The organism is Actinomycetospora aurantiaca, from assembly GCF_037401875.1.
In the GTDB taxonomy this organism is placed as follows: Bacteria; Actinomycetota; Actinomycetes; order Mycobacteriales; family Pseudonocardiaceae; genus Actinomycetospora; species Actinomycetospora aurantiaca.
Map to the genome: position 1 here is coordinate 14,482 of NZ_JBBEGN010000019.1, position 19,783 is coordinate 34,264.

18 protein-coding genes and 1 tRNA gene are annotated in these 19,783 nt (G+C 75.8%); 10 read left to right on the forward strand and 9 right to left on the reverse strand.

Annotated elements, in window-relative coordinates:
• Positions 1-10: 10 nt before the first annotated feature.
• From WCD74_RS25365 to WCD74_RS25380, 4 genes are all read left to right on the forward strand, one after another.
• Positions 11-682 carry a GNAT family N-acetyltransferase gene (locus tag WCD74_RS25365; RefSeq protein ID WP_337697688.1) on the forward strand — a complete coding sequence of 224 codons (672 nt, stop codon included), beginning with the start codon at positions 11-13 and terminating at the stop codon, positions 680-682.
• A 242-nt stretch (positions 683-924) separates the two neighbouring features.
• The gene (sepX, locus tag WCD74_RS25370) at positions 925-1,920 is read left to right on the forward strand and encodes a divisome protein SepX/GlpR (RefSeq protein WP_337697689.1); all 996 of its coding nucleotides are present in this window, start codon (positions 925-927) and stop codon (positions 1,918-1,920) included.
• Between the two features lie 84 nt (positions 1,921-2,004).
• The gene (locus WCD74_RS25375) at positions 2,005-2,979 is read left to right on the forward strand and encodes an NAD-dependent epimerase/dehydratase family protein (RefSeq protein WP_337697690.1); all 975 of its coding nucleotides are present in this window, start codon (positions 2,005-2,007) and stop codon (positions 2,977-2,979) included.
• 39 nt (positions 2,980-3,018) lie between these two features.
• Positions 3,019-3,091, forward strand: a tRNA-Ala gene (locus tag WCD74_RS25380).
• A 7-nt stretch (positions 3,092-3,098) separates the two neighbouring features.
• On the opposite strand, the gene WCD74_RS25385 is transcribed toward WCD74_RS25380, so the two are convergent.
• Together WCD74_RS25385 and WCD74_RS25390 are read right to left on the reverse strand one after the other, a co-directional pair.
• Entirely contained in the window at positions 3,099-3,713 is a 615-nt protein-coding gene (locus WCD74_RS25385; RefSeq protein ID WP_337697691.1) for a TetR/AcrR family transcriptional regulator, read from the reverse strand.
• Positions 3,714-3,716: 3 nt separating this feature from the next.
• The gene (locus tag WCD74_RS25390) at positions 3,717-4,616 is read right to left on the reverse strand and encodes an alpha/beta hydrolase family protein (protein ID WP_337697692.1); all 900 of its coding nucleotides are present in this window, start codon (positions 4,614-4,616) and stop codon (positions 3,717-3,719) included.
• A 92-nt stretch (positions 4,617-4,708) separates the two neighbouring features.
• On the opposite strand from WCD74_RS25390, the gene WCD74_RS25395 reads away from it, so the two are divergent.
• The gene (locus WCD74_RS25395; RefSeq protein WP_337697693.1) at positions 4,709-5,410 is read left to right on the forward strand and encodes a VOC family protein; all 702 of its coding nucleotides are present in this window, start codon (positions 4,709-4,711) and stop codon (positions 5,408-5,410) included.
• On the opposite strand, the gene WCD74_RS25400 is transcribed toward WCD74_RS25395, so the two are convergent.
• Entirely contained in the window at positions 5,361-6,956 is a 1,596-nt protein-coding gene (locus WCD74_RS25400) for a dolichyl-phosphate-mannose--protein mannosyltransferase (protein ID WP_373696127.1), read from the reverse strand. The two genes, WCD74_RS25395 and WCD74_RS25400, sit on opposite strands and share 50 nt — an antisense overlap.
• 86 nt (positions 6,957-7,042) lie before the next feature.
• On the opposite strand from WCD74_RS25400, the gene WCD74_RS25405 reads away from it, so the two are divergent.
• Together WCD74_RS25405 and rsmI are read left to right on the forward strand one after the other, a co-directional pair.
• Positions 7,043-7,606: a Uma2 family endonuclease gene (locus WCD74_RS25405; RefSeq protein ID WP_337697694.1), complete on the forward strand. Its 564-nt coding sequence runs from the start codon at positions 7,043-7,045 to the stop codon at positions 7,604-7,606.
• 27 nt (positions 7,607-7,633) lie between these two features.
• Positions 7,634-8,473: a 16S rRNA (cytidine(1402)-2'-O)-methyltransferase gene (gene rsmI / locus WCD74_RS25410; protein ID WP_337697695.1), complete on the forward strand. Its 840-nt coding sequence runs from the start codon at positions 7,634-7,636 to the stop codon at positions 8,471-8,473.
• Here the strand turns inward: rsmI and WCD74_RS25415 are convergent.
• The 4 genes from WCD74_RS25415 to WCD74_RS25430 are packed head-to-tail and all read right to left on the reverse strand — an operon-like array spanning position 8,463 to position 13,561.
• Complete coding sequence (locus tag WCD74_RS25415) at positions 8,463-9,383, reverse strand: NADP-dependent oxidoreductase (protein WP_337697696.1); 921 nt, start codon at positions 9,381-9,383, stop codon at positions 8,463-8,465. The two genes, rsmI and WCD74_RS25415, sit on opposite strands and share 11 nt — an antisense overlap.
• 29 nt (positions 9,384-9,412) lie before the next feature.
• Positions 9,413-9,874, reverse strand: a complete 462-nt coding sequence (locus WCD74_RS25420) for a flavodoxin family protein (RefSeq protein ID WP_337697697.1) — start codon at positions 9,872-9,874, stop codon at positions 9,413-9,415.
• Positions 9,871-10,659, reverse strand: a complete 789-nt coding sequence (locus WCD74_RS25425) for a purine-nucleoside phosphorylase (protein WP_337697698.1) — start codon at positions 10,657-10,659, stop codon at positions 9,871-9,873. The genes WCD74_RS25420 and WCD74_RS25425 overlap by 4 nt, the downstream gene beginning before the upstream one ends.
• Before the next feature lie 13 nt (positions 10,660-10,672).
• Entirely contained in the window at positions 10,673-13,561 is a 2,889-nt protein-coding gene (locus tag WCD74_RS25430; protein WP_337697699.1) for a serine/threonine-protein kinase, read from the reverse strand.
• Positions 13,562-13,784: 223 nt separating this feature from the next.
• Between WCD74_RS25430 and WCD74_RS25435 the strand changes: the two genes are divergently transcribed.
• Entirely contained in the window at positions 13,785-15,068 is a 1,284-nt protein-coding gene (locus WCD74_RS25435) for an amidohydrolase (RefSeq protein ID WP_373696128.1), read from the forward strand.
• Between the two features lie 6 nt (positions 15,069-15,074).
• On the opposite strand, the gene WCD74_RS25440 is transcribed toward WCD74_RS25435, so the two are convergent.
• Positions 15,075-15,272, reverse strand: a complete 198-nt coding sequence (locus WCD74_RS25440; RefSeq protein ID WP_337697701.1) for a hypothetical protein — start codon at positions 15,270-15,272, stop codon at positions 15,075-15,077.
• Between the two features lie 136 nt (positions 15,273-15,408).
• Between WCD74_RS25440 and WCD74_RS25445 the strand changes: the two genes are divergently transcribed.
• Together WCD74_RS25445 and WCD74_RS25450 are read left to right on the forward strand one after the other, a co-directional pair.
• Entirely contained in the window at positions 15,409-16,473 is a 1,065-nt protein-coding gene (locus WCD74_RS25445; RefSeq protein ID WP_337697702.1) for a LacI family DNA-binding transcriptional regulator, read from the forward strand.
• A gap of 70 nt (positions 16,474-16,543) precedes the next feature.
• Positions 16,544-18,952 (forward strand): Tex family protein, encoded by a 2,409-nt coding sequence (locus tag WCD74_RS25450; protein WP_373696129.1) that lies wholly within the window; start codon positions 16,544-16,546, stop codon positions 18,950-18,952.
• 187 nt (positions 18,953-19,139) lie between these two features.
• On the opposite strand, the gene WCD74_RS25455 is transcribed toward WCD74_RS25450, so the two are convergent.
• Complete coding sequence (locus WCD74_RS25455) at positions 19,140-19,607, reverse strand: gamma-glutamylcyclotransferase family protein (RefSeq protein ID WP_337697704.1); 468 nt, start codon at positions 19,605-19,607, stop codon at positions 19,140-19,142.
• Between the last annotated feature and the right edge of the window lie 176 nt (positions 19,608-19,783).

Below are 19,783 nucleotides of genomic sequence, written 5' to 3' on the forward strand. Positions count from 1 at the left end.
CACTGACGGCGTGGGATCGCCGATCTGGGGAGGGGCCCGGCCCACCGGCCGCCACCCCGGGTGGCCCGACCGGTTGCGCGCGTTGCGGGTGCCCGCCGGCGTGGTGACCCTGCGCCCGGTGCGGTTCACCGACGGGCGGGAGTGGTCGCGGCTGCGGCTGCGCGACGAGGCCTACCTGACGCCGTGGGAGCCGATGCCGCCCGGCCGCTGGTCCGACCACAACGCGCTCGTCGAGTGGCCGGGGCGCTGGGGCACGTTGCGGGCGATGGGGCGTGCCGGCACCGCGCTGCCCTACGCGCTGACCGTCGACGGGCGCTTCGCCGGCCAGGTGGTCGTCGGCAACATCGTCCGGGAACCGCTGCTGTCGGCCTACGTCGGCTACTGGGTCGCCGAGCAGTACGCGGGCCGGGGGGCGACGACGGCGGCGGTGGCCCTCGCGGTCGACCACTGCTTCTCCCGCGTGGGGCTGCACCGCGTCGAGGCGACGGTGCGGCCGGAGAACGTCGCCAGCCTGCGTGTGCTCGCGAAGCTCGGCTTCCGCGAGGAGGGGCTGCTCAAGCGCTACCTCGAGGTCGACGGCGACTGGCGCGACCACGTGGTGCTCGCGGTGACCGCCGAGGACGTCCTCCCGGACGGTCTCGTGGGCCGGCTGCTGCGCGCCGGGCGGGCCGAGCGCGCCTGACCTGCGCCCCTGACGGCCGGTCACGACGCTCGACCGGCACTTGACCACCCACATGGCCGAGCAGGTGTCGGGTTTCGCCATCCCGTCGAGTGGTCACCGGGGTGTCGGCCCGGCGCGGCGCGTCCCTCACTGGAGGGTGATGGTCACGGTTCGCACACGACACGCCGTCGGAACTGCGAGGCGGATGGGACGCGTGTGACTAGCGTGGCGATCGGCTGGAGGACGGGTCGGGGAGGTGGACGGTGCCGAGTTCGTTGGTCTTCGCCGCGCTGGTGGTCGCGTGGCTCGCGGTGCTCGTGCCCGTCGTGGCCCGGCGGCGGCAGATGGTGCCGCGCCCGGCCGACGCCGATCTGAGCGCGCGGGTGCTCACCCGGCCGGAGCGGACGTCGGGCGCCGGGGCGGGCGGGGCGACGGGGGATGAGGAGGTCACGATGACCAGCACCACGGACGAGGTCGTGCCCGGGGCAGCGGAGGACGTGGAGGACGTGGAGGTCGCGCCGGAGGGCCGCGTCCTCGACCGCGCCCGCCGCGCCCCGGACGCGACCGACGACGAGTACGACGACGAGTACGACGACGGGTACGACGACCGCGACGACGACGGGTACGACGACGAGCTCGCGGACGCCGAGCCGGAGCCCGGGCACCGCCCGCGGACCTACCGGCCCGGGCGCGGCGGGTTCGACGCCGAGGCGGCCGAGGCGGCGGCGCACGCTCGCTACGCGTTCCGGCAGCGGGTCGCGCTCGGGCTGATCGCCGTGGCGGTGCTCGCCGCGCTGGCCGCGATCGTGGTCTCGCCGTCGCTGTGGTGGCTGTTCGCCGCCACCGTCGTCGGCCTCGGCGGCTACCTGGTCTTCCTGCGCCGCCAGACCCGCATCGAGGACGAGCTCCGCCGTCGCCGGGCCGCCCGCCTCTCCGGGGAGCGCCGGGCGATCGAGGCCCGCCGCGAGCGGCAGGCCGAGCACGAGGAGCGCCTCGCCGCCGTGCAGGCGTGGGGTCGCTACGAGTCCGGCGAGCACGAGGTCCCGGACCTGCCGGAGGCCCGGCGCGGCGACGAGGACGACGACCTCGACGACGCCCCGGACGTCCCCGAGCCCCGCTGGATCGCCCCCCGGACGCCGGCGCCCGCGGTGCCCGAGGGCACCGAGCTCGTCGGCGACACGGAGGACGACCCCGCGTTCTGCGACCTGGCCGACCTCGAGGACGCCCGGCGCGTCCACGCCTACCGCCGGGGCGCCTGAGACCCGCCGCCGGGCGGACGTCCGACGCTGCTGCTCTCCCCCGACGGCAGCGGCGGGCGCCGCCCGGCGGCAGGATTCGCGACCGTGACCCGCTTCCTCGTCACCGGCGCCGCCGGCCACCTCGGAGAGGCCCTGGTCCGGGTCCTGCGCGAGCAGGGGGACGAGGTCGTCGGCCTCGACCTCCTCGCGTCCCCGTGGACCGACGTCCGCGCCTCGATCACCGACCGGGCCGCGCTCGGCGCGGCGTGCGCCGGGGTCGACCACGTGCTGCACACCGCGACGCTGCACAAGCCGCACGTCGGCTCGCACCCCCGCCAGGCCTTCGTCGACACCAACGTCAGCGGGACGCTCGCGGTCCTCGAGGCCGCGCGCGACGCCGGGGCCCGCAGCGTCGTCGTCACGTCCTCGACGAGCGCCTTCGGGCGGGTGCTGTCGCCGGAGCCGGGCGGGCCGGCGGTCTGGGTCACCGAGGACGTGCCGCACCGGGTCCGCAACGTCTACGGCGCCACCAAGACCGCGGCCGAGGACCTCGCCGAGCTCGCGGCGGGCGACGGGCTGCCGGTGGTGGTGCTGCGCACCTCCCGCTTCTTCCCCGAGGCCGACGACGACGCCGACCGCCGGGCCGGGTTCGTCGACGCGGCGCTCAAGGCGCAGGAGTACCTGTACCGGCGGGTGGACGTCGAGGACGTGGTCGACGTCCACCTCCGGGCCGCCGCGCAGGCCCCGCGTCTCGGGTTCGCGCGGTACGTCGTCAGCGCGACCACGCCGTTCACCCCCGACGAGGCCGCGGCCCTGGGCGCCGACGCACCCGCCGTCGTCCGGGCACACTTCCCCGACGAGACCCGGGCCTTCGACGAGCGCGGCTGGGCCCTGCTGCCCCGGCTGGACCGGGTCTACGACAACACCCGCGCCCGCGCCGAGCTCGGCTGGGTCCCGCGGCACGACTTCGTGACGGCGGCCCGGCGGGCCCTCGACGACGGTGACCCCCGCTCCGACCTCGCCCGGACGATCGGTGCGAAGGGGTATCACGCGGTCCCCACCGGGGTGTACACCCGCTGATCGCACACCGGGAGCCGTGGCGTAGAGTTCACGGTCGTTGGGGCTGTGGCGCAGTTGGTAGCGCGACTCGTTCGCATCGAGTAGGTCAGGGGTTCGATTCCCCTCAGCTCCACGCAGGATCACCGACCCCCGCCGGGCCTCCCGGCGGGGGTCGTCCCGTCTCCGGGGTCGAGGGTCGCCACGAACGCCAGGAACGTCTCCGCCGCGGCCTCCACGCGCTCCCGCTCGTCGGTGGCGAGGACGTCGAGCAGCAGCCCGCGGATCGTGGCGACGACGACGGTCGCGCGGCCGCTCGCGACGGTCGGATCGACGGCGGGCCCCTGCGCCGCGACGAGCACCCCGATCCAGTCGGCGCCCACCGTCTCCAGGAACCCGCCGTAGGTCCCGGGCGACTGGACGGCGTGCCCGTAGACCGCGAAGAAGAGCCGCAGCGACGGCCACTGCGCGTCGTCGGAGCTCCAGGCCCAGAACGCCCGGGCCGCCGTCGCCAGGTCCGGGTGCTCGCCGGCGATCTGCTCCGACGCCGCCACGAGCCGTTCGCGGAGGCGCTCGAGGATGCTCTCCAGCAGCCGGTCCTTCGTCCCGAAATGGTGCACGAGGGTCGTCGTCGAGACCCCGAGGGCGGCCGCCACCGAGCGGAACGAGAGCTCGGCGAACACCTCCCGCGACGCGTGGTCGACGGCGGCGTCGAGCAGCTCCGCCCGCCGGCGGTGGTCGACGGGGCGCCCGACCACCGGCTACGCCCGCTCCGGGACGCGGGACTCGAGCCGGACGAGCGCCGGGTCGACGGACTGTCGGGTCCTCGCCCACGCGTCGTCGCCCGGCACGAGCGCGCTACGCAGGTACGCCCCCGTCAGCCGCTGGACGACGGCCACCCGGGCCGGGTCCTCGTCGGTCGTCTCGGCCGCCTCGTAGCCGGGGACGCCGCCGAGCGAGTGCTCGCCGCCGACGACCGTGAGCAGGTCCGTCGCCCCCGGGCTCAGCCGATAGGGATCCGTCATCCACTCCGGCCCGCGGACGGTCAACGGGCTGCGGTCCGCGTCCCCGACGACGACCAGCGTCGGCGTCGTCAGCCCCTCGAACGTCGGGTTCAGCCACGGCATGCGCTCGATCATCCCGGGCGCGAGGGAGTCGCCGCCGCGCCCGGCGGTCGCGAGGAGGACCCCGACCTGCACCCGGGCGTCGGAGAGGTCCGGGCCCGGGACGCCGTCGGGGTCGGAGACGCGCAGCCCGAGCAGGAGCCCGGCGGTCTGCCCGCCGAAGGAGTGCCCGGCGACGCCGATCCGGCCCGTGTCGACCCGGTCCTCGAGGCCGGGCACGGCGCGCACGAGGACGGCGAGGTCGTCGAGGATCCGGCGCAGGTCGTCGGCCCGCGAGCGCCACGGCGAGGCCGACGAGGTGACGGCGAGGGCGCGCGAGTCGAGGTGGGTCGGTTGCACGACGACGAACCCGTGCGCCGCCCAGGAGTCGGTCAGGGGGCCGTAGCCCCGCAGCGACGATCCGAAGCCGTGCGAGAACAGGACCACCGGCAGGTCCGTGCCGATCACGGGCGCGGACACACGGACGTCGAGGTCGTGGCCTCGGTCGGGCGCCGGCAGGGATACCGGGGCCACCGAGACGACGGGGGCAGCGTTCACGTCGATCTCCGTTCCTAGAACGTCCGTTACTATAACGAGTGTTCTAACAAGGCAGCCTGCAGCGCCTCGTGTCGTGGGTCACACTCGAGGACATGACCGACGGGCTGCCGCGCTGGGCGGACCTCACCGCGGGCGCCGGGCGGGGCTTCTACGCCGCGGTGTGCGGGTGGACGTTCACCGACGACGGCGCCGCGCACCACGAGGCCGTCGCGCTCTCCGACGGCCGCCGGGTGGCGGGGCTCGGCGGGCCGGAGGGCGCTCCGCCGGGGTGGACGACGTACGTGGCCGTCGACGACGCGGCCGGGACGGCCGAGGCGATCGAGGAGGCCGGCGGACAGGTCCTGCACGGTCCCGACGACGACGGGCGGGGCGGCCTGGTCGTCGTCGCGATCGACGCGGGCGGCGCACCGTTCGGTGTCTGGGAGTCCGACGAGCACGCGGCACCCGTGCCCTGGGTGGAGGCCGCCTCCGCGGAGCCCGGTCAGACGAAGACCTTCTACGGCACCGTCCTCGGCTGGACCCACGAGCCCACCGACGAGCCGGGCACCACCACGCTGCACCGCGGAGGCGACGCGTTCGGTGCCGTGGTGTTCGCCGGCCACGCGCTGCCGCACTGGCTCGTGCACTTCCCGGTCGCCGACGTCGCCGCGGCCGCGGCGGCTACCGAGGCCGCGGGAGGACTCGTCGTCGGGAAGGAGGACGGGAAGGCCGTGCTGGAGGACCCGACCGGCGCGCGGTTCGCCGTCAGCGCCAGGACGGCAGCCACAGCTCCGCGTTCCACCGCGCCGCGGTGATCGAGGCGCCGACGAGGATCGGCCAGAGCCATGCGAAGTTCGCGACGACGACCCCGACGTAGAGCGCGACGACCATCCGCCCCGTCGAGCGCCGTTCGGGTCCGGCCGTGCGCCGTCCGAGGAGCTCGCCCAGGACGAGCACCAGCGCCAGGACCAGGAACGGGATCACCGGCGTCATGTAGAAGAAGTACATCTGCCGGTCGAGGTCGGTGAACCACGGCAGGATGCCGGCGCCGTACCCGACGAGGACCACCGCGTAGCGCCAGTCGCGCCGCGTGATCACCCGCCAGAGGCTCCAGCCCAGCACCGGGAAGGCGAGCCACCAGATCGCCGGGGTGCCGATCGCCATGACCGCACCGACGCAGTCATCGGAACTGCAGCCCGGCGCGTTCGCCCCCGACTCGTAGTAGTAGAGCATCGGCCGCAGCCCCATCGGCCACGACCAGGGCTTCGACTCCCACGGGTGCGGGTTGCCGCGGGGCGTCGAGAGCGTCGCGTGGAACTCCAGCACCTTGGACGAGTAGTACGCCATGCCGCGGAACCAGTCCGGCGCCCACTCCGGCAGCAGCGCGTAGAGCCCGACCGCGTCGCCCTTGGCCTCCGCCACGTGGCGGTCCGTGCCGGTCTCCGAGGCGATCCACGGCAGCCAGCTCGCGAGGTAGACCAGGATCGGCACGACGGCGAACGCCCAGGCCAGGGGCGGCACGTCGCGCACCAGCGTGCCGACCCACGGCCGCGCGACCCCGGCCGCCCGCCGCGCGGCGACGTCGAGCCCGATCATCAGGGCGCCGAGGAAGACGATGTAGTAGAGGCCCGACCACTTGCTCGCCAGGGCCAGCCCGATGCACAGCCCGGCGACGAACCGCCACCAGCGCACGCCGAGCCGCGGGCCGAACGGCGTGTCGAGGACGCGACCCTCCGCGACCACGGTCGCGAGGCGGGCACGGACGTCGTCGCGGTCGACCAGGATCGCCGCGAAGGCGGCCAGCACGAACAGCGTCGGGTAGACGTCGATCATCCCGACCCGGCTGGAGACCTGGGAGAGCCCGTCGCAGATCAGCAGGACCCCCGCGACCGCCCCGAGCAGGGTCGAGCGCGTCAGGCGCCGCGCGATCCGGACGACGAGCAGCACGCACAGCGTGCCGGCGAGGGCGCTGACCACCCGCCAGCCCACCGGGTCGTACCCGAACACCCACTGCCCGACCGCCATGAGCTGCTTGGACAGCGGCGGGTGCACGACGAGCTCGTAGCCGGGGTTGTCCTCGTAGCCGCCGTTGCGCAGGACCTGCCAGGTCTGCGGCACGTAGTGCTTCTCGTCGAAGACCGGGGTGCCGTTGTCGGTCGGCCAGCCGAGGTTCCAGAACCGCACCACCCCGCCGACCAGCGTGACCACGAGCGCGACCAGCCACCCGCGCAGCCGGTCGGTCGGCATCGGCCGCCCGAGCAGGCTCTCCACACCTCGCGGCCCGGGAGCGAGCACGCCCCGCGGGTCCGCGGTCCCGACGGCGGGCGTGGTCGGCTTCTCGAGCGTGCTGCCGGCCGTCACGGGAGCTGATCGTACGTCGGTGCGAAGCCGATCCGAACTCGTGGGAACCGTGGGACGCTCTGCGTCATCGAAGGAGGTGGGAGCCGATGAGCGCCGAAGCACTCGTCCGTGCGTTGCCGCCGCACCCGATCGGACTCGAGGAGTGGGACGCCCTGCCGGAGGGGCTGCCCGCGAAGGTCGAGCTGCTGGAGGGGGTGCTGATGGTCTGGAGCCGACCCTCGGCCCGCCACCAGCGCGTCGCGGTCCTCGTCATGAACGCTCTGGCGGCCGCCCTCCCGCCCGAGTGGTGCGCGGTCCCGGAACTCGACGTCCTCATCGAGGGTGGGCCCACCCCGACCGTCCGCGCCCCCGACGTCGTCGTCATCCGGACGGCGACCGCCGACCACCGCACGCGCCAGGACCCCGCCGACGTCCTGCTCGCGGTCGAGGTGCAGTCGCCCGGGAGCCGCCGGACGGACCGGGTCGCGAAGCTCGCCGAGTACGCGGAGGTCGGGATCGCGCACTACCTGCTGGTCGAACCCGGGCCGCCCGTCGTCCTCACCGAGCTCGTGCTCGACGGCGGGTCCTACCGCGTGCGGGCGGAGCACCGGGGGACCGCGGAGCTCGCCCTCGGCGCCACGATCGACCTGGACGCCCCGGACCGGACCTGACGCTCGCGGCGCCTACCCTCGGGTCCCGTGCCCGACGGTGTCCTCCTCCTCGCCGCCACGCCGCTCGGCAACCCGGGTGATGCCTCGGAGCGGCTCCGCGAGGCCCTCGCGACCGCGGACGTGGTCGCGAGCGAGGACACCCGGCGACTGGGGCGGCTGGCCTCCGCGCTCGGGGTGACCGTCGCCGGCCACAAGGTCAGCTTCTACGAGGACGTCGAGCAGACGCGCATCCCGCGGCTGGTCGAGGAGCTCCTCGGCGGGGCGACCGTGCTCGTCGTGACCGACGCCGGGATGCCGTCCGTCTCCGACCCCGGGTACCGGCTCGTGGACGCCGCGATCGGGGCCGGGGTGCTCGTGCGCTGCCTGCCCGGGCCGTCCGCGGTGCTCACGGCGCTCGCGGTCTCCGGGCTGCCCACCGACCGCTTCTGCTTCGAGGGGTTCGCCCCCCGGAAGCCCGGCGAACGCCGCTCATGGCTGACCGCGCTCGCGACCGAGCAGCGCACCACCGTCTTCTTCGAGTCCCCGCGGCGGCTCGGGTCGCTCCTCGGGACGGCGGTGGAGGTGCTCGGCGCCGACCGGCGGGCCGCGGTGTGCCGGGAGCTGACCAAGACGCACGAGGAGGTCCTGCGCGGCACGCTCGCGGAGCTCGCGGCGTGGGCGGCGCCCGAGGGCGCGGTGCTGGGCGAGATCACCGTGGTCCTCGCACCCGCCGTCCGGACGGCCCCGGACCCCGACGAGCTCGCCGAGGAGGTGCTCGCCCTCGTCGAGGGCGGGCAGCGCCTCAAGCACGCGGCGCGCGAGGTCGGCGCCGCGTACGGCGTGGCGACGAACGACCTCTACGACGCCGCGCTCCGTCTCAGGGGGTGAGCACGAGCTTCCCGCTGACCGCCCCGGTGCGGTTGTCCTCCTGGGCCTGCGCCGCCTGCTCCAGCGGGTAGGTCGTGACGGCGGGCGCGCGCCAGAACCCGGCGGCGATGCGCCCGGTGGCCTCGGCGAGCGCACCCTCGATCTCGGGGTCGCCGCTGCCGCCGCCGGAGAAGCGGACCCCGTGCGTGCCGGCGTCCGGGTGCGCGATCGTGATCACGCGCTCGGCGGAGCCGGCCAGCTCGACGAGATCGGCCAGCGAGCCCTTGCCCGCGGTGTCGAACACGGCGTCGACCCGGTCGGTCACCGACCGGACCCGCTCCACGAGCCCCTCGCCGTACACGACGGGCGTGACGCCGAGCGAGCGCACGTCGTCCTGGTGGGCCTCGCTCGCGGTGCCGACCACCGTGATGCCGCGGGACGCCGCCACCTGCGCGGCGATCATCCCGACCCCGCCCGACGCGCCGTGGACCACCAGGGTCGCACCCGGCCGGAGGTCGAGGAGCGCGAGCACGCGGTAGGTGGTCGACACGATCACGCCGAGCGATCCCGCGACCTCCCAGCTCATCGAGGCCGGCTTGGCCACGACGGCCGACGCGTCGGCGACGGCCTTCTCCGCGTAGGCGCCGCCGGACGCGCCGCCGAGGACCTCGTCGCCCACCCCCGGCGTCGTCACCCCGGAGCCGACGGCTTCGACGACCCCGGCGACGTCGAAGCCGGGGATGATCGCGTGCTCCGGGGCGTCGGTCCGCGCGAACATGCCGGAGCGCATCTTCCAGTCGGCCGGGTTGACCGAGGCGGCGCGGACCGCCAGGCGGACCTGCCCGACGCCGGGCTGCGGGTTGTCCCGCTCGACGATCTCGAGGACCTCCGGCCCGCCGTAGCGGGAGTACTGCACGGCACGCGACGTCATGCTCCGGGCAACCGCCGGGACGGCGCCGCTCATTCCCCGTCGAGGGAGGCGAGGGCGAGCGTCGCCCCGAGCTCCCACGCGGCCTCACGGTCGGGGGCGGTGAGCCGACCGGTCGTCGTCAGGACCTCCGCCGCCTGCTCCCAGCCCAGGCCGCCGGTGATGCGCAGGACGTCGCGGACCGCGCCCGCGGTGTCGTCGCCGCCGTGCACCCAGAGCCCGAAGTGCAGTCCAGCGGTGTCCTGCATGACGGGGTAGTACACCTGGTCGAAGAAGTGCTTGAGCGCCCCGGACATCGTCCCGATGTTGGCCGGGGTGCCGAGGACCACGGCATCGGCGGTGAGGACGTCCGCGGCGCCCGCGGTGAGGGCCGGCCGCGTCACGACCTCCACGGGACCGGGCAGCTCCTCGGTCCCGGCGCCGGCCAGGACCGCCTCCAGGAGCTCCTGGCACGCCGGTGAGGGCGTGTGGTGGACGACGAGGAGCCGGCTCATGCGAGGGCGGCGGCGACGAGGCCGCGGAGCAGCTCGCCGGTGCGGGCCGCTGCGGCGTGCACGGCGTCGAGGACCGCCAGGTGGTCGACTTTGTCGGTGGTCGTCCCGGCGGCGGGGTTGCTCACGAGGGCGATGCCCGCCACCCGTGCCCCGGCCGCCCGCGCCGCGATCGTCTCCAGCACCGTGGACATGCCGACCAGGTCCGCGCCCAGGGTGCGCAGCATCCGGATCTCGGCCGGGGTCTCGAAGTGCGGGCCGGGCAGGCCGGCGTAGACGCCCTCGACGAGGGTCGGGTCGAGCGCGCGGGCGGCGGCGCGCAGGTCCGGGTCGTAGGCGTCCGTGAGGTCGACGAACGCCGGTCCGACCAGGGGCGAGCGCCCGGTCAGGTTGAGGTGGTCCGAGATCAGCACCGGCTGCCCGACGGCGTAGGACGGGTCGATGCCGCCGGCGGCGTTGGTGAGGACCACCGTGGACGCGCCGGCGGCGCAGGCGGTACGCACCGCGTGCACGGCCTGCGCCTCGCCGTGGCCCTCGTAGAGGTGCGTGCGCCCGAGCAGGACCAGCGCGTGCCCGCCCGCGACCGGCACGGAGCGGGCCATCCCGCGGTGGTCCGGGGCGCCGGGCGGGGTGAAGCCCGGGAGCTCGGCCACCGGGATCTCGGCGAGCGGCTCGCCGATGCCGTCGGCGGCGGGTCCCCAGCCGGAGCCGAGGACGACGGCGACGTCGTGGCGGGCGACGCCCGTCCGGCGGGCGAGTTCTTCGGCGGCGTGCGCGGCGGCGTCCATCGGGAGCAGGAGATCAGACCGGCGGGAGGAAGCTGTCGGCGACCGCCGCGAACTGCTCCGGGGTGCCGCCGGCGGCGAGGCTGGGCGCGGTCATGCGGACCACCCACAGGTCGGCGCCGGACGGGACCAGGCGGGTCCAGGTGGTGCGGTCGTCGGTGGCCCCCGTGCGGGCCCGGTAGACCGTCTGCTGCACCGCCTCGGAGGCGCCGGGCCGGGCGGGGGCGACCGTCGTCAGCGGCTCGACCCGCACCGCGTCCGCGCCCACCCGGGCCGGGTCGGCCAGCAGCCGGGCGTAGTCGGCCGCGTTCTGCGCCGGGTAGAACCGGACCAGCCGGTCGACCCGCAGCTCGCGCTCGGCGTCGTCGGAGACGTAGCGCACGACGATGTCGCCACCCGGCTCCTGCAGCCGGAACTGCTGCCACGTGCTCGGGACCAGCGCGGTGAACCCCATCCCGGTGCCGCTGTAGCGCGCGTTGTCGTCGGAGTGGGTCACCAGCCGCACCCCGTCGACCACCGGGCCCTCCGGCGCCAGGGAGATCGAGAACGGCGCCTGGCCCCCCAGCAGACGCGTCAGTGCGTAGCCGCCGACCAGACCGGCCAGGGCGAGCGCGACCACCAGCGCCACGACCGCGATGCGGCGGCGTCGCTGCTGGTCCGCCGACGGGCCGCCCGGTCGGGACGGCGCGAACGGGAGCGGGCCGGGGTCGGCGGCGAGGGCCTGCGGCCCGCCGCCCGGCCGGGGTCCGCCGGCGGGGAACGGCGGGCGGCGCCCGGGCGGGGCCGGGGTGGGCCACGGCCCGGGCGTCGTCGGCCCGCGGCGCGGCGCGACCCGGGGGTTGACCATGGTGGTCTCGGACGCCGCGGGCGCGGGCACGGGCATCCCGCCCGACGGCGTCGGGCGGGGGCTCCCGCCCGGCGGCGTCGCGCGGGGGGTGCCGCCGCCGGGCGTTCCCCCGGGCGGGGTCGTGGTGCGGACGGGGCCGCTGCCGGCGGCGCTCCCGCCGTCGGCCTTCGCGTCGGCGTCGGGTGGCGCGGCGTCGTCGGGCGACGTGCTCCCGGCGGGCTCGACGTCGCCGTCCGGCTCGGCGGCGCTGTCGGACCGTGCGCCGTCGTCGCCGTCCGGCGTCGCGGCGTCGTCGGGCGTCGTGCTCCCGGCCGGCTCCGCGTCGTCGTCCGACCCGGCGTCCCGCTCGGGCGCCGTGCTGCCGTCGGCCTCGGCGCCCGGGTCCCCGTCGGCCGGCGTCGGCTCGGCGGTTGTTTCCCCTTCGCCGCGGGCGTCGCCGGAGTCGTCGGAGCCGCCGGGGTCGTCGTCAGGGTCGGCGGGGTCGGCGGCCGCCGACCGGTCGTCGTCCGAGGTCGCGGAGCGGGACGCCGCACCCGCCACCGCCGCACCCGCTACCGCCGCACCTGCCACCGCCGCGGCCCCGGCCGCCGCGCTGCCGGCGGCCGGTGAGCCGTCGTCGTCACCCTCGTCGTCGGCCGCCGGCTCCGCGGCCTCGTCGTCCGCGGCCGGGTCGGCCGTCGCACCGGCCGTGCCCGCCCCGCTGCCGAAGGCGGGCGCCTGCGCGCTGCCCCCGGGGGCCTCCTCGGGGGCGTCCCCCTCGTCGAGGGCCGCCGCCTCGTCCGGCCCGACCTCGGGCGCCGCGGCCGCGTCGTCCGAGGCCTCCTCGGGGGCGTCCGGCTCGTCGGCGGTGTCCGTTCCGGCAGACGCCGTGTCCGGGGAGGCGGGCGCGGTGGCCGGCGTACCCGGCGTGTCTGACGCGTCCGGGGTGCCGGGCGTGTCGGGCGTTCCGCGTGCCGGCTCCGCTCCGCTCCCCGGCGTCCCGTCGGCGGGCGGCGCCGGGTCCGCCGACGGCTCCGCCGCGTCGTCGGGGGTGCGTCCGGGTGCCGCCATGGGCGCGGTGCGCGGCGACGGGCCGGGGGCGTCCCCCGCGACCTCGCCGTCGACCAGCGTGCCGCTCCGGCCGACCGGGATGAGCCCGGAGCGGTCGCCCGGAGCGTCGGCACGGGAGGGCGGTGACGGGAGCCGGAACTCCGTGGTGGCCGGCGACGGGGGAGCGGAGAGCAGCGGGCCCTCCGGGTCGGACATGAGCGGGCGCAGGCGGCGCCGGACGGCCGGCAGCGGCATCCGCAGCGTCGGGTCCTTGACCATCAGCCCACGGACGACGTCCTGGACCGGCCCGTGCCCGGACGGCCGCGGGACCTCCCCGTGCACGACCGCGGAGACCGTCGACACCGGGTCGCCCGCGTCGTAGGGCGGCCGGCCCTCCAGGCAGGCGTACAGCGTCGCGCCGAGGCCCCACAGGTCGGCCGGTGGTCCGACCGCGCGACCCATCGCCACCTCGGGCGCGATGTAGGGCGGCGAGCCGAGCACCGTGCCGGTCTGCGTCATCGACGACTCGGCGGCGTTGCGCGCGATGCCGAAGTCGGTCAGCTTGATCTGGCCGTCGGTGCCGATCAGGACGTTGCCGGGCTTCACGTCGCGGTGGGTGATCCCGGCGCGGTGCGCGGTCATCAGGGCGGACGCCACGGCCGACCCGATCTCGGCGGTCTCGGACGGGGTGAGCGTGCCGCGCTCGCCGATGTAGGAGGCGAGGCTGCGCGAGGGCAGCAGCTCCATGACGACGTAGGGCTCGGCGTTGACCTCCACGACGTCGTAGAGGGTCACGACGTTGGGGTGGCTGAGCATCGCGGTCGCGCGGGCCTCGCGCAGCGTGCGCTCACGGACGATCGCCCGCTCGGAGACCGGGACGAGGGAGAGCCGCACCTCCTTGACCGCCACCGGGCGGTGCAGCACCTCGTCGTAGGCCGACCACACCGTGCCCATGGCGCCGCGACCCAGCTCGGAGTCCAGGCGGTACCGCCCGACCAGGCGGCGGGTGTCGGCGGGGCGGGGACTCACCCCTCCATGATGGCGTCCCACCCGACGGTGACCCCCGCCCCACCCACCCCGGCCGGCCCGACCGTTCGTCCGCCGGGACACCCTTCCCGCGTACCGCTGACCCGGTGACCTGCGGGAACCGTCCGTTCGTCTCGCAGCCGCGGGGAGACCTCCGCCACTGACAGCATCGTCGCGACCCCTCGGCGCCACTGCGTCCGAGCGAGCCCGGGGGGCCGTCCGGGCGATGCATGCTGGTGCTCACCAGTCGCGGGCCGTACTGCCCGCGCCCGAGGAGGTGGAGACGGTGACGCTGCTGCAGACCCGGCCGGACGACCCGAGCGCGGTCGACCTCGGGGCCGGTAGCGGCCCGGAGTGGCTGGACACGTGGCTCGCCGACCACACCGCGGACGTGATCGGCTGGCGCCGCGCGATCCACGCCCACCCCGAGCTGGCCCGTGCCGAGCGGATGACCACCGAGCTGTGCGCCGAGGTGCTCCGCTCCGCCGGGCTCCGGCCCCGCCTCCTGCCCGGCACCGGGCTGATCTGCGACGTCGGGTCCGGCTCGCGGACGGTCGCGCTGCGCGCCGACATGGACGCCCTCCCGCTGCACGAGCACTCCGACCTGCCGTTCGCCTCGCGCACCCCGGGCATCGCCCACATGTGCGGGCACGACGCGCACACGGCCGTCCTGCTCGGCGCGGGCGTCGCCCTCGCGTCGGTGGCCGACCGGCTGCCGGGCCGGGTGCGGCTGGTGTTCCAGCCCGCCGAGGAGGTCCAGCCCGGCGGAGCGCTCGAGGTGATCGCCGCGGACGGCCTGACCGACGTCGACCGCATCTTCGCGCTGCACTGCGACCCGCGGCTGGAGGTCGGGCGCGTCGGGACGCGCGTCGGTCCGATCACCTCGGCCTGCGACATGCTCGAGCTGCGCCTCACCTCGCCGGGCGGGCACACCTCGCGCCCGCACCTCACCGCCGATCTGGTGCACGCGCTCGGCACCGTCATCACCGGCCTGCCCGACCTGCTCTCGCGCCGGATCGACCCGCGCTCGGGCACGGTCCTGGTCTGGGGCCAGGTCGACGCGGGGCACGCGGCCAACGCCGTCCCCGAGGTCGGCACCCTCTCCGGGACCCTGCGCACCGCCCAGCACGCGACGTGGAACGAGCTCGAGCCCCTGGTGCGCCAGCTGGTGACGGCGCTGCTCGCGCCCACCGGGGTCGGCTACGTCCTGGAGCACCGCCGCGGGGTGCCGCCGGTCGTCAACGACGCCGTCTCGGCCGACCTGCTGGCCCGGGCCGCCGAGCGGGCGGTCGGGCCCGGCGCCGCGACCGACACCGAGCAGTCCTCCGGCGGCGAGGACTTCGGCTGGTACCTCGAGCACGTCCCCGGCGCGATGGGCCGGCTGGGTGTCTGGTCGGGCGAGGGCCCGCAGTCCGACATCCACCAGCCGACGTTCCGCCTCGACGAGCGGGCGCTGCCGGTCGGCGTGCGGACCATGGTGCAGGCGGCGCTGCTCTCGTTGGAGGGCTGAGCGCGCCTACTCCAGGGCGCCCAGCTCGGCCAGGAGGTCGTCGCGCGCCCCGGTGACGGCGTCCAGCCGGCGCTTGCGTGCCGGGATCCGGTCGTCGGCCAGCAGCTCGCACCGTTCGAGCTCGAGGCACTCGATCCGGGCCCGGATGCGTGTCCGCCGGGCCTCGAGGTCCCGTGCCGCCCGGCGATGGGTCCACCACAGCATGTCCACTCCCTCCGACACGCCTACTAAACCGGTTCAAAGCGAGCGACGGCAAGGGGTTTCGCCGGAGCAGCCCCAGGCTGCTTGAACCGGTTCACTTCGCGGCCGCTCCGGTGTCCGCGGAGAGGACACTGACGACGTGACGACCGACGGCACCCGCCGGGTGACCCTCGCGACGGTGGCCTCGGCCCTGGGGGTCTCGCGGGCCACCGTCTCGAACGCCTACAACCATCCGGAGCGGCTGAGCGCGCAGCTGCGGACGCGCATCCTGGCGACGGCGCGCGACCTCGGGTACGCCGGGCCGGACCCGCTGGCCGCCACGCTCGCGCGCGGTCGTGTCGCCGCGCTCGGCGTCGTGATCGGGGAGCCGGTGTCGTTCGCGTTCAGCGACCCCGCGGCCGCCCTGTTCATGGAGGGCGTCGCCGAGGTCTGCGAGCGCGAGGGACTGGCACTGGTCATGGTCCCCGGCCGACGCAGTGCGGCCGCCCGCGTCGCGCTCGTGGACGGCGTCGTCTGCTACTGCGACTTCCCCGACGACCGGACCTTCGGGGTGATCCGGGAGCGAGGTCTCCCGTTCGTCATCGTCGACGGGCCGCGGTTCGACGGGGCCGGGCACGTGGGCATCGACGACGAGGCCGGGGCGTACGCCGCGGCCCGGCACCTCCTCGACCTCGGGCACACCCGGCTCGGGATCGTGCCGATGCCGATGCTCGGCGACGGGTGGGAGGGCGCGCCCTCCGCGCCACGGCAGGCGGGCGTGCAGTACCACGCGACGCGCAGGCGCCTGGCCGGGTACCGCCGCGCCGTCGAGGAGGCGGGGCTGCCCTGGGAGGACACCGCGATCGAGGAGCGGGCCCCCTACGGGCGGGACGCCGGCCGTCGCGCCACGTCGGCCCTGCTCGCCGGCCGTCCGCGCCCCACCGCCCTGCTCGCGATGAGCGACGAACTCGCCGCCGGGGCGCTCGACGCCCTGGCGGCCGCCGAGCTGTCGGTCCCCGGGGACGTCTCCGTCGTCGGGTTCGACGACGTCCCGGCCGCGGCCACCGGCAGGCCACCCCTGACCACGGTGCGCCAGCCGCACCGGGAGAAGGGACGCCGGGCCGCGGAGATGGTGCTGCGCCCCAGCCTGCCGGTGGAGCCGGTGGTGCTGGGCAGCGACCTGGTCGTCCGCGGGTCGACCGGGCCGTGTCGTCGAGGTCGCTGAGCCGCTGCCACAGAGCGGTCCCGACGACGGCCGCCGGGTCCGGCGGAGGCTGTCGGTCCGGTGTTGCACCATGACTGCCGTGACGACGTCCGTGCCCGCCACGCTCCCGCCCGTCCCGAGCCGCATCGCCTCCGAGCTGGAGGTCGGCGAGGGTCAGGTCCGTGCCGCGATCGAGCTGCTCGACGGCGGGGCGACCGTCCCGTTCGTCGCGCGGTACCGCAAGGAGGCCACCGGCGGCCTCGACGACGCCCAGCTGCGCACGCTCGACGAGCGCCTGGGCTACCTGCGGGAGCTCGAGGACCGGCGCACGGCGGTCGTGGAGTCCGTCCGCGAGCAGGGGAAGCTCACCGAGGAGTTGCACGCGCAGCTGCTCGCGGCGGAGACGAAGAGCCGGCTCGAGGACGTCTACCTGCCCTACAAGCCCAAGCGCCGCACCAAGGCCATGATCGCCCGCGAGGCCGGGCTGGAGCCGCTGGCCGACGGGCTGCTGGGCGACCCCACCGTGTCGCCGCAGGCCGCGGCGGCCGCGTTCGTCGACCCGGAGAAGGGCGTGGCCGACGCCGACGCCGCGCTCGAGGGCGCCCGCGCGATCCTGGTCGAGCGGCTCGCGGAGGACGCCGACCTCGTGGGCGAGCTCCGCGAGCGCATGTGGACCCGCGGCCGGCTCACCGCGGTCGTGCGCGAGGGCAAGGCGGACGACCAGGCCGCGGCGAAGTTCTCCGACTACTTCGCCTTCGACGAGCCGTTCCCCCGGCTCCCCTCCCACCGGATCCTCGCCCTGCTGCGTGGCGAGACCGAGGAGGTCCTGCAGCTCACCTTCGACCCGTGCTCGGCCGACGACGACGGCGACACCTCCGCCTACGAGGGCCGCATCGCGTCCGTGGCGGGCATCGCCGACCACGGACGGCCGGCGGACGCCTGGCTGCTCGGGGTGGCGCGCTGGGCGTGGCGGACCCGCATCTCGTCGCGGCTCGCGGTCGACCTGCGAGTACGGCTCCGCGAGGTGGCGGAGGAGGGCGCTGTCGGGGTCTTCGCCGGCAACCTGCGCGACCTCCTGCTCGCCGCACCCGCCGGCGCCCGCCCGACCATGGGGCTCGACCCGGGCCTGCGCACGGGTGTGAAGGTCGCCGTCGTCGACGGCACGGGCAAGGTCGTCGCGTTCGAGACGATCTACCCGCACGTGCCGCGCAACCAGTGGGACGCCTCGCTGGCCACCCTCGGCCGGCTGGCGCGGGAGCACGGGGTCGAGCTGGTCGCGATCGGCAACGGCACCGCGAGCCGGGAGACCCACAAGCTCGCCGTCGAGCTGGCGAAGGCGCAGCCCGGGCTGATCCCGGCGATGGTCTCCGAGGCCGGGGCGTCGGTGTACTCGGCGTCGGAGGAGGCGTCGAAGGAACTGCCCGATCTCGACGTCTCGATCCGCGGGGCCGTCTCCATCGCCCGCCGCCTGCAGGACCCGCTGGCCGAGCTGGTGAAGATCGACCCGAAGTCGATCGGGGTGGGGCAGTACCAGCACGACGTGTCCGGGACGCTGCTCTCGCGCTCGCTCGACGGCGTGGTGGAGGACTGCGTGAACGCGGTCGGCGTCGACGTGAACACCGCCTCCGCCCCGCTGCTGCGCCGGGTCTCCGGCATCTCGACGGGTCTCGCGACGACGATCGTCGGGTTCCGCGACGAGCACGGGCCGTTCGCGTCCCGTGCGGCGCTGACGAAGGTGCCGCGCCTGGGCGCCAAGGCGTTCGAGCAGTGCGCGGGCTTCCTGCGGATCCCCGACGCCACGGACCCGCTCGACCGCTCCGGCGTCCACCCCGAGGCCTACCCGGTGGTGCGGCGGATCGTGGAGCGGACCGGGACCGACGTGGCGTCCCTGGTCGGCAACTCGTCGCTGCTCGGCCGGCTGGATCCGACTGACTTCACCGACGACACCTTCGGCGTCCCCACCGTCACGGACATCATCGCCGAGCTCGACAAGCCCGGCCGCGACCCCCGCCCGGCCTTCGAGACGGCCACCTTCGCCGAGGGCGTCGAGCAGATCACCGACCTGAGGTCGGGGATGGTGCTCGAGGGCGTCGTCACGAACGTGGCCGCGTTCGGGGCGTTCGTCGACGTCGGCGTCCACCAGGACGGCCTGGTGCACATCTCGGCGATGTCCAAGGACTTCGTGTCCGACCCGCGTGCGGTCGTCGGCCCGGGGGACGTCGTGCGGGTCAAGGTGATGGACGTCGACGTGCCCCGCAAGCGCATCTCGCTGACGCTGCGGCTGGACGACGAGGCGGAGCCCGGCGCCGAGGGTGAGGGCCGCGAGGCCCGTCGCGACGGTGGGTCGCCGCGCGGCGACCGGCAGGGCCGGGGCGGTCGGCAGCAGGGTGGCCAGGGCAAGGGCGGGCAGGGCAAGCGACGCGGTGGTGACCGCGATCGACAGCCGGCGGCGGGCGGCGCGATGGCCGATGCGCTGCGCCGGGCGGGCTTCGACACGTAGGCCCGCGCCGAGTGCGACACGGCGCAGACTCCGGACGCCGGATCCCTGCTCGGCGTCGCACTCACGGTGCCGGGACGGGCCGGGCGCTCCTCGAGTGCGACGTGGCGCAGGTTCCGGGCGCGAGATTCCTGCGTGATGTCGCACTCGGCCGCACCGGGCGGCTCAGCTCCGACGTCAGGGAGCAGGCCTACATCGAGGCGGAGCCGGGGCCCACCGACCGGCAGGGGCGTTCCCGGAGGGCCTGCACGTAGTCGTCGGGGGCCCCGGCGGCCTCGGCGGCGTCGGAGAGCACGCCGATGTAGCGCGCGGAGGGCAGCCCGCCCTCGTAGGCGTCGAGGACGTACACCCACGCGAGCTGCGGGCCGTCCATGGTCTGCACCCGCAGCCGCAGCTTCTTGTGCATGCCGAGCTCGCCGCCCTCCCAGCGGTCCAGCTGGTCGACGTCGAGCGGGCTCACGTCGTAGAGCACCACGAACACCCGCGACGACGGGTCCTCGACGACGGTGGAGAGCGCGCCCTCCCACCCGTAGTCCTCGCCACCGAACGTCAGGCGCCAGCCCTCGAGCCAGCCGGAGCCCGACACCGGCGAGTGGGGCGCGCGTTGCATCATCTGCGCGGGATCCATGTTCGACCCGTACGCGGCGTAGAGCGGCACGGCGCACAGGGTAGCCAGGACAGGGCCGTCCGATACCCGGGAGCTGCAACCGGCTGCCGTGTCGGCCTCCGGGAGGACCCACCGGGGCGACCCACGGCCCCGTCCGGACGGGCAGGATGGAGACCGACCGGGCATCCCGGGCACCACCACCGCAGCACCCGTTGGAGGACCTCCCA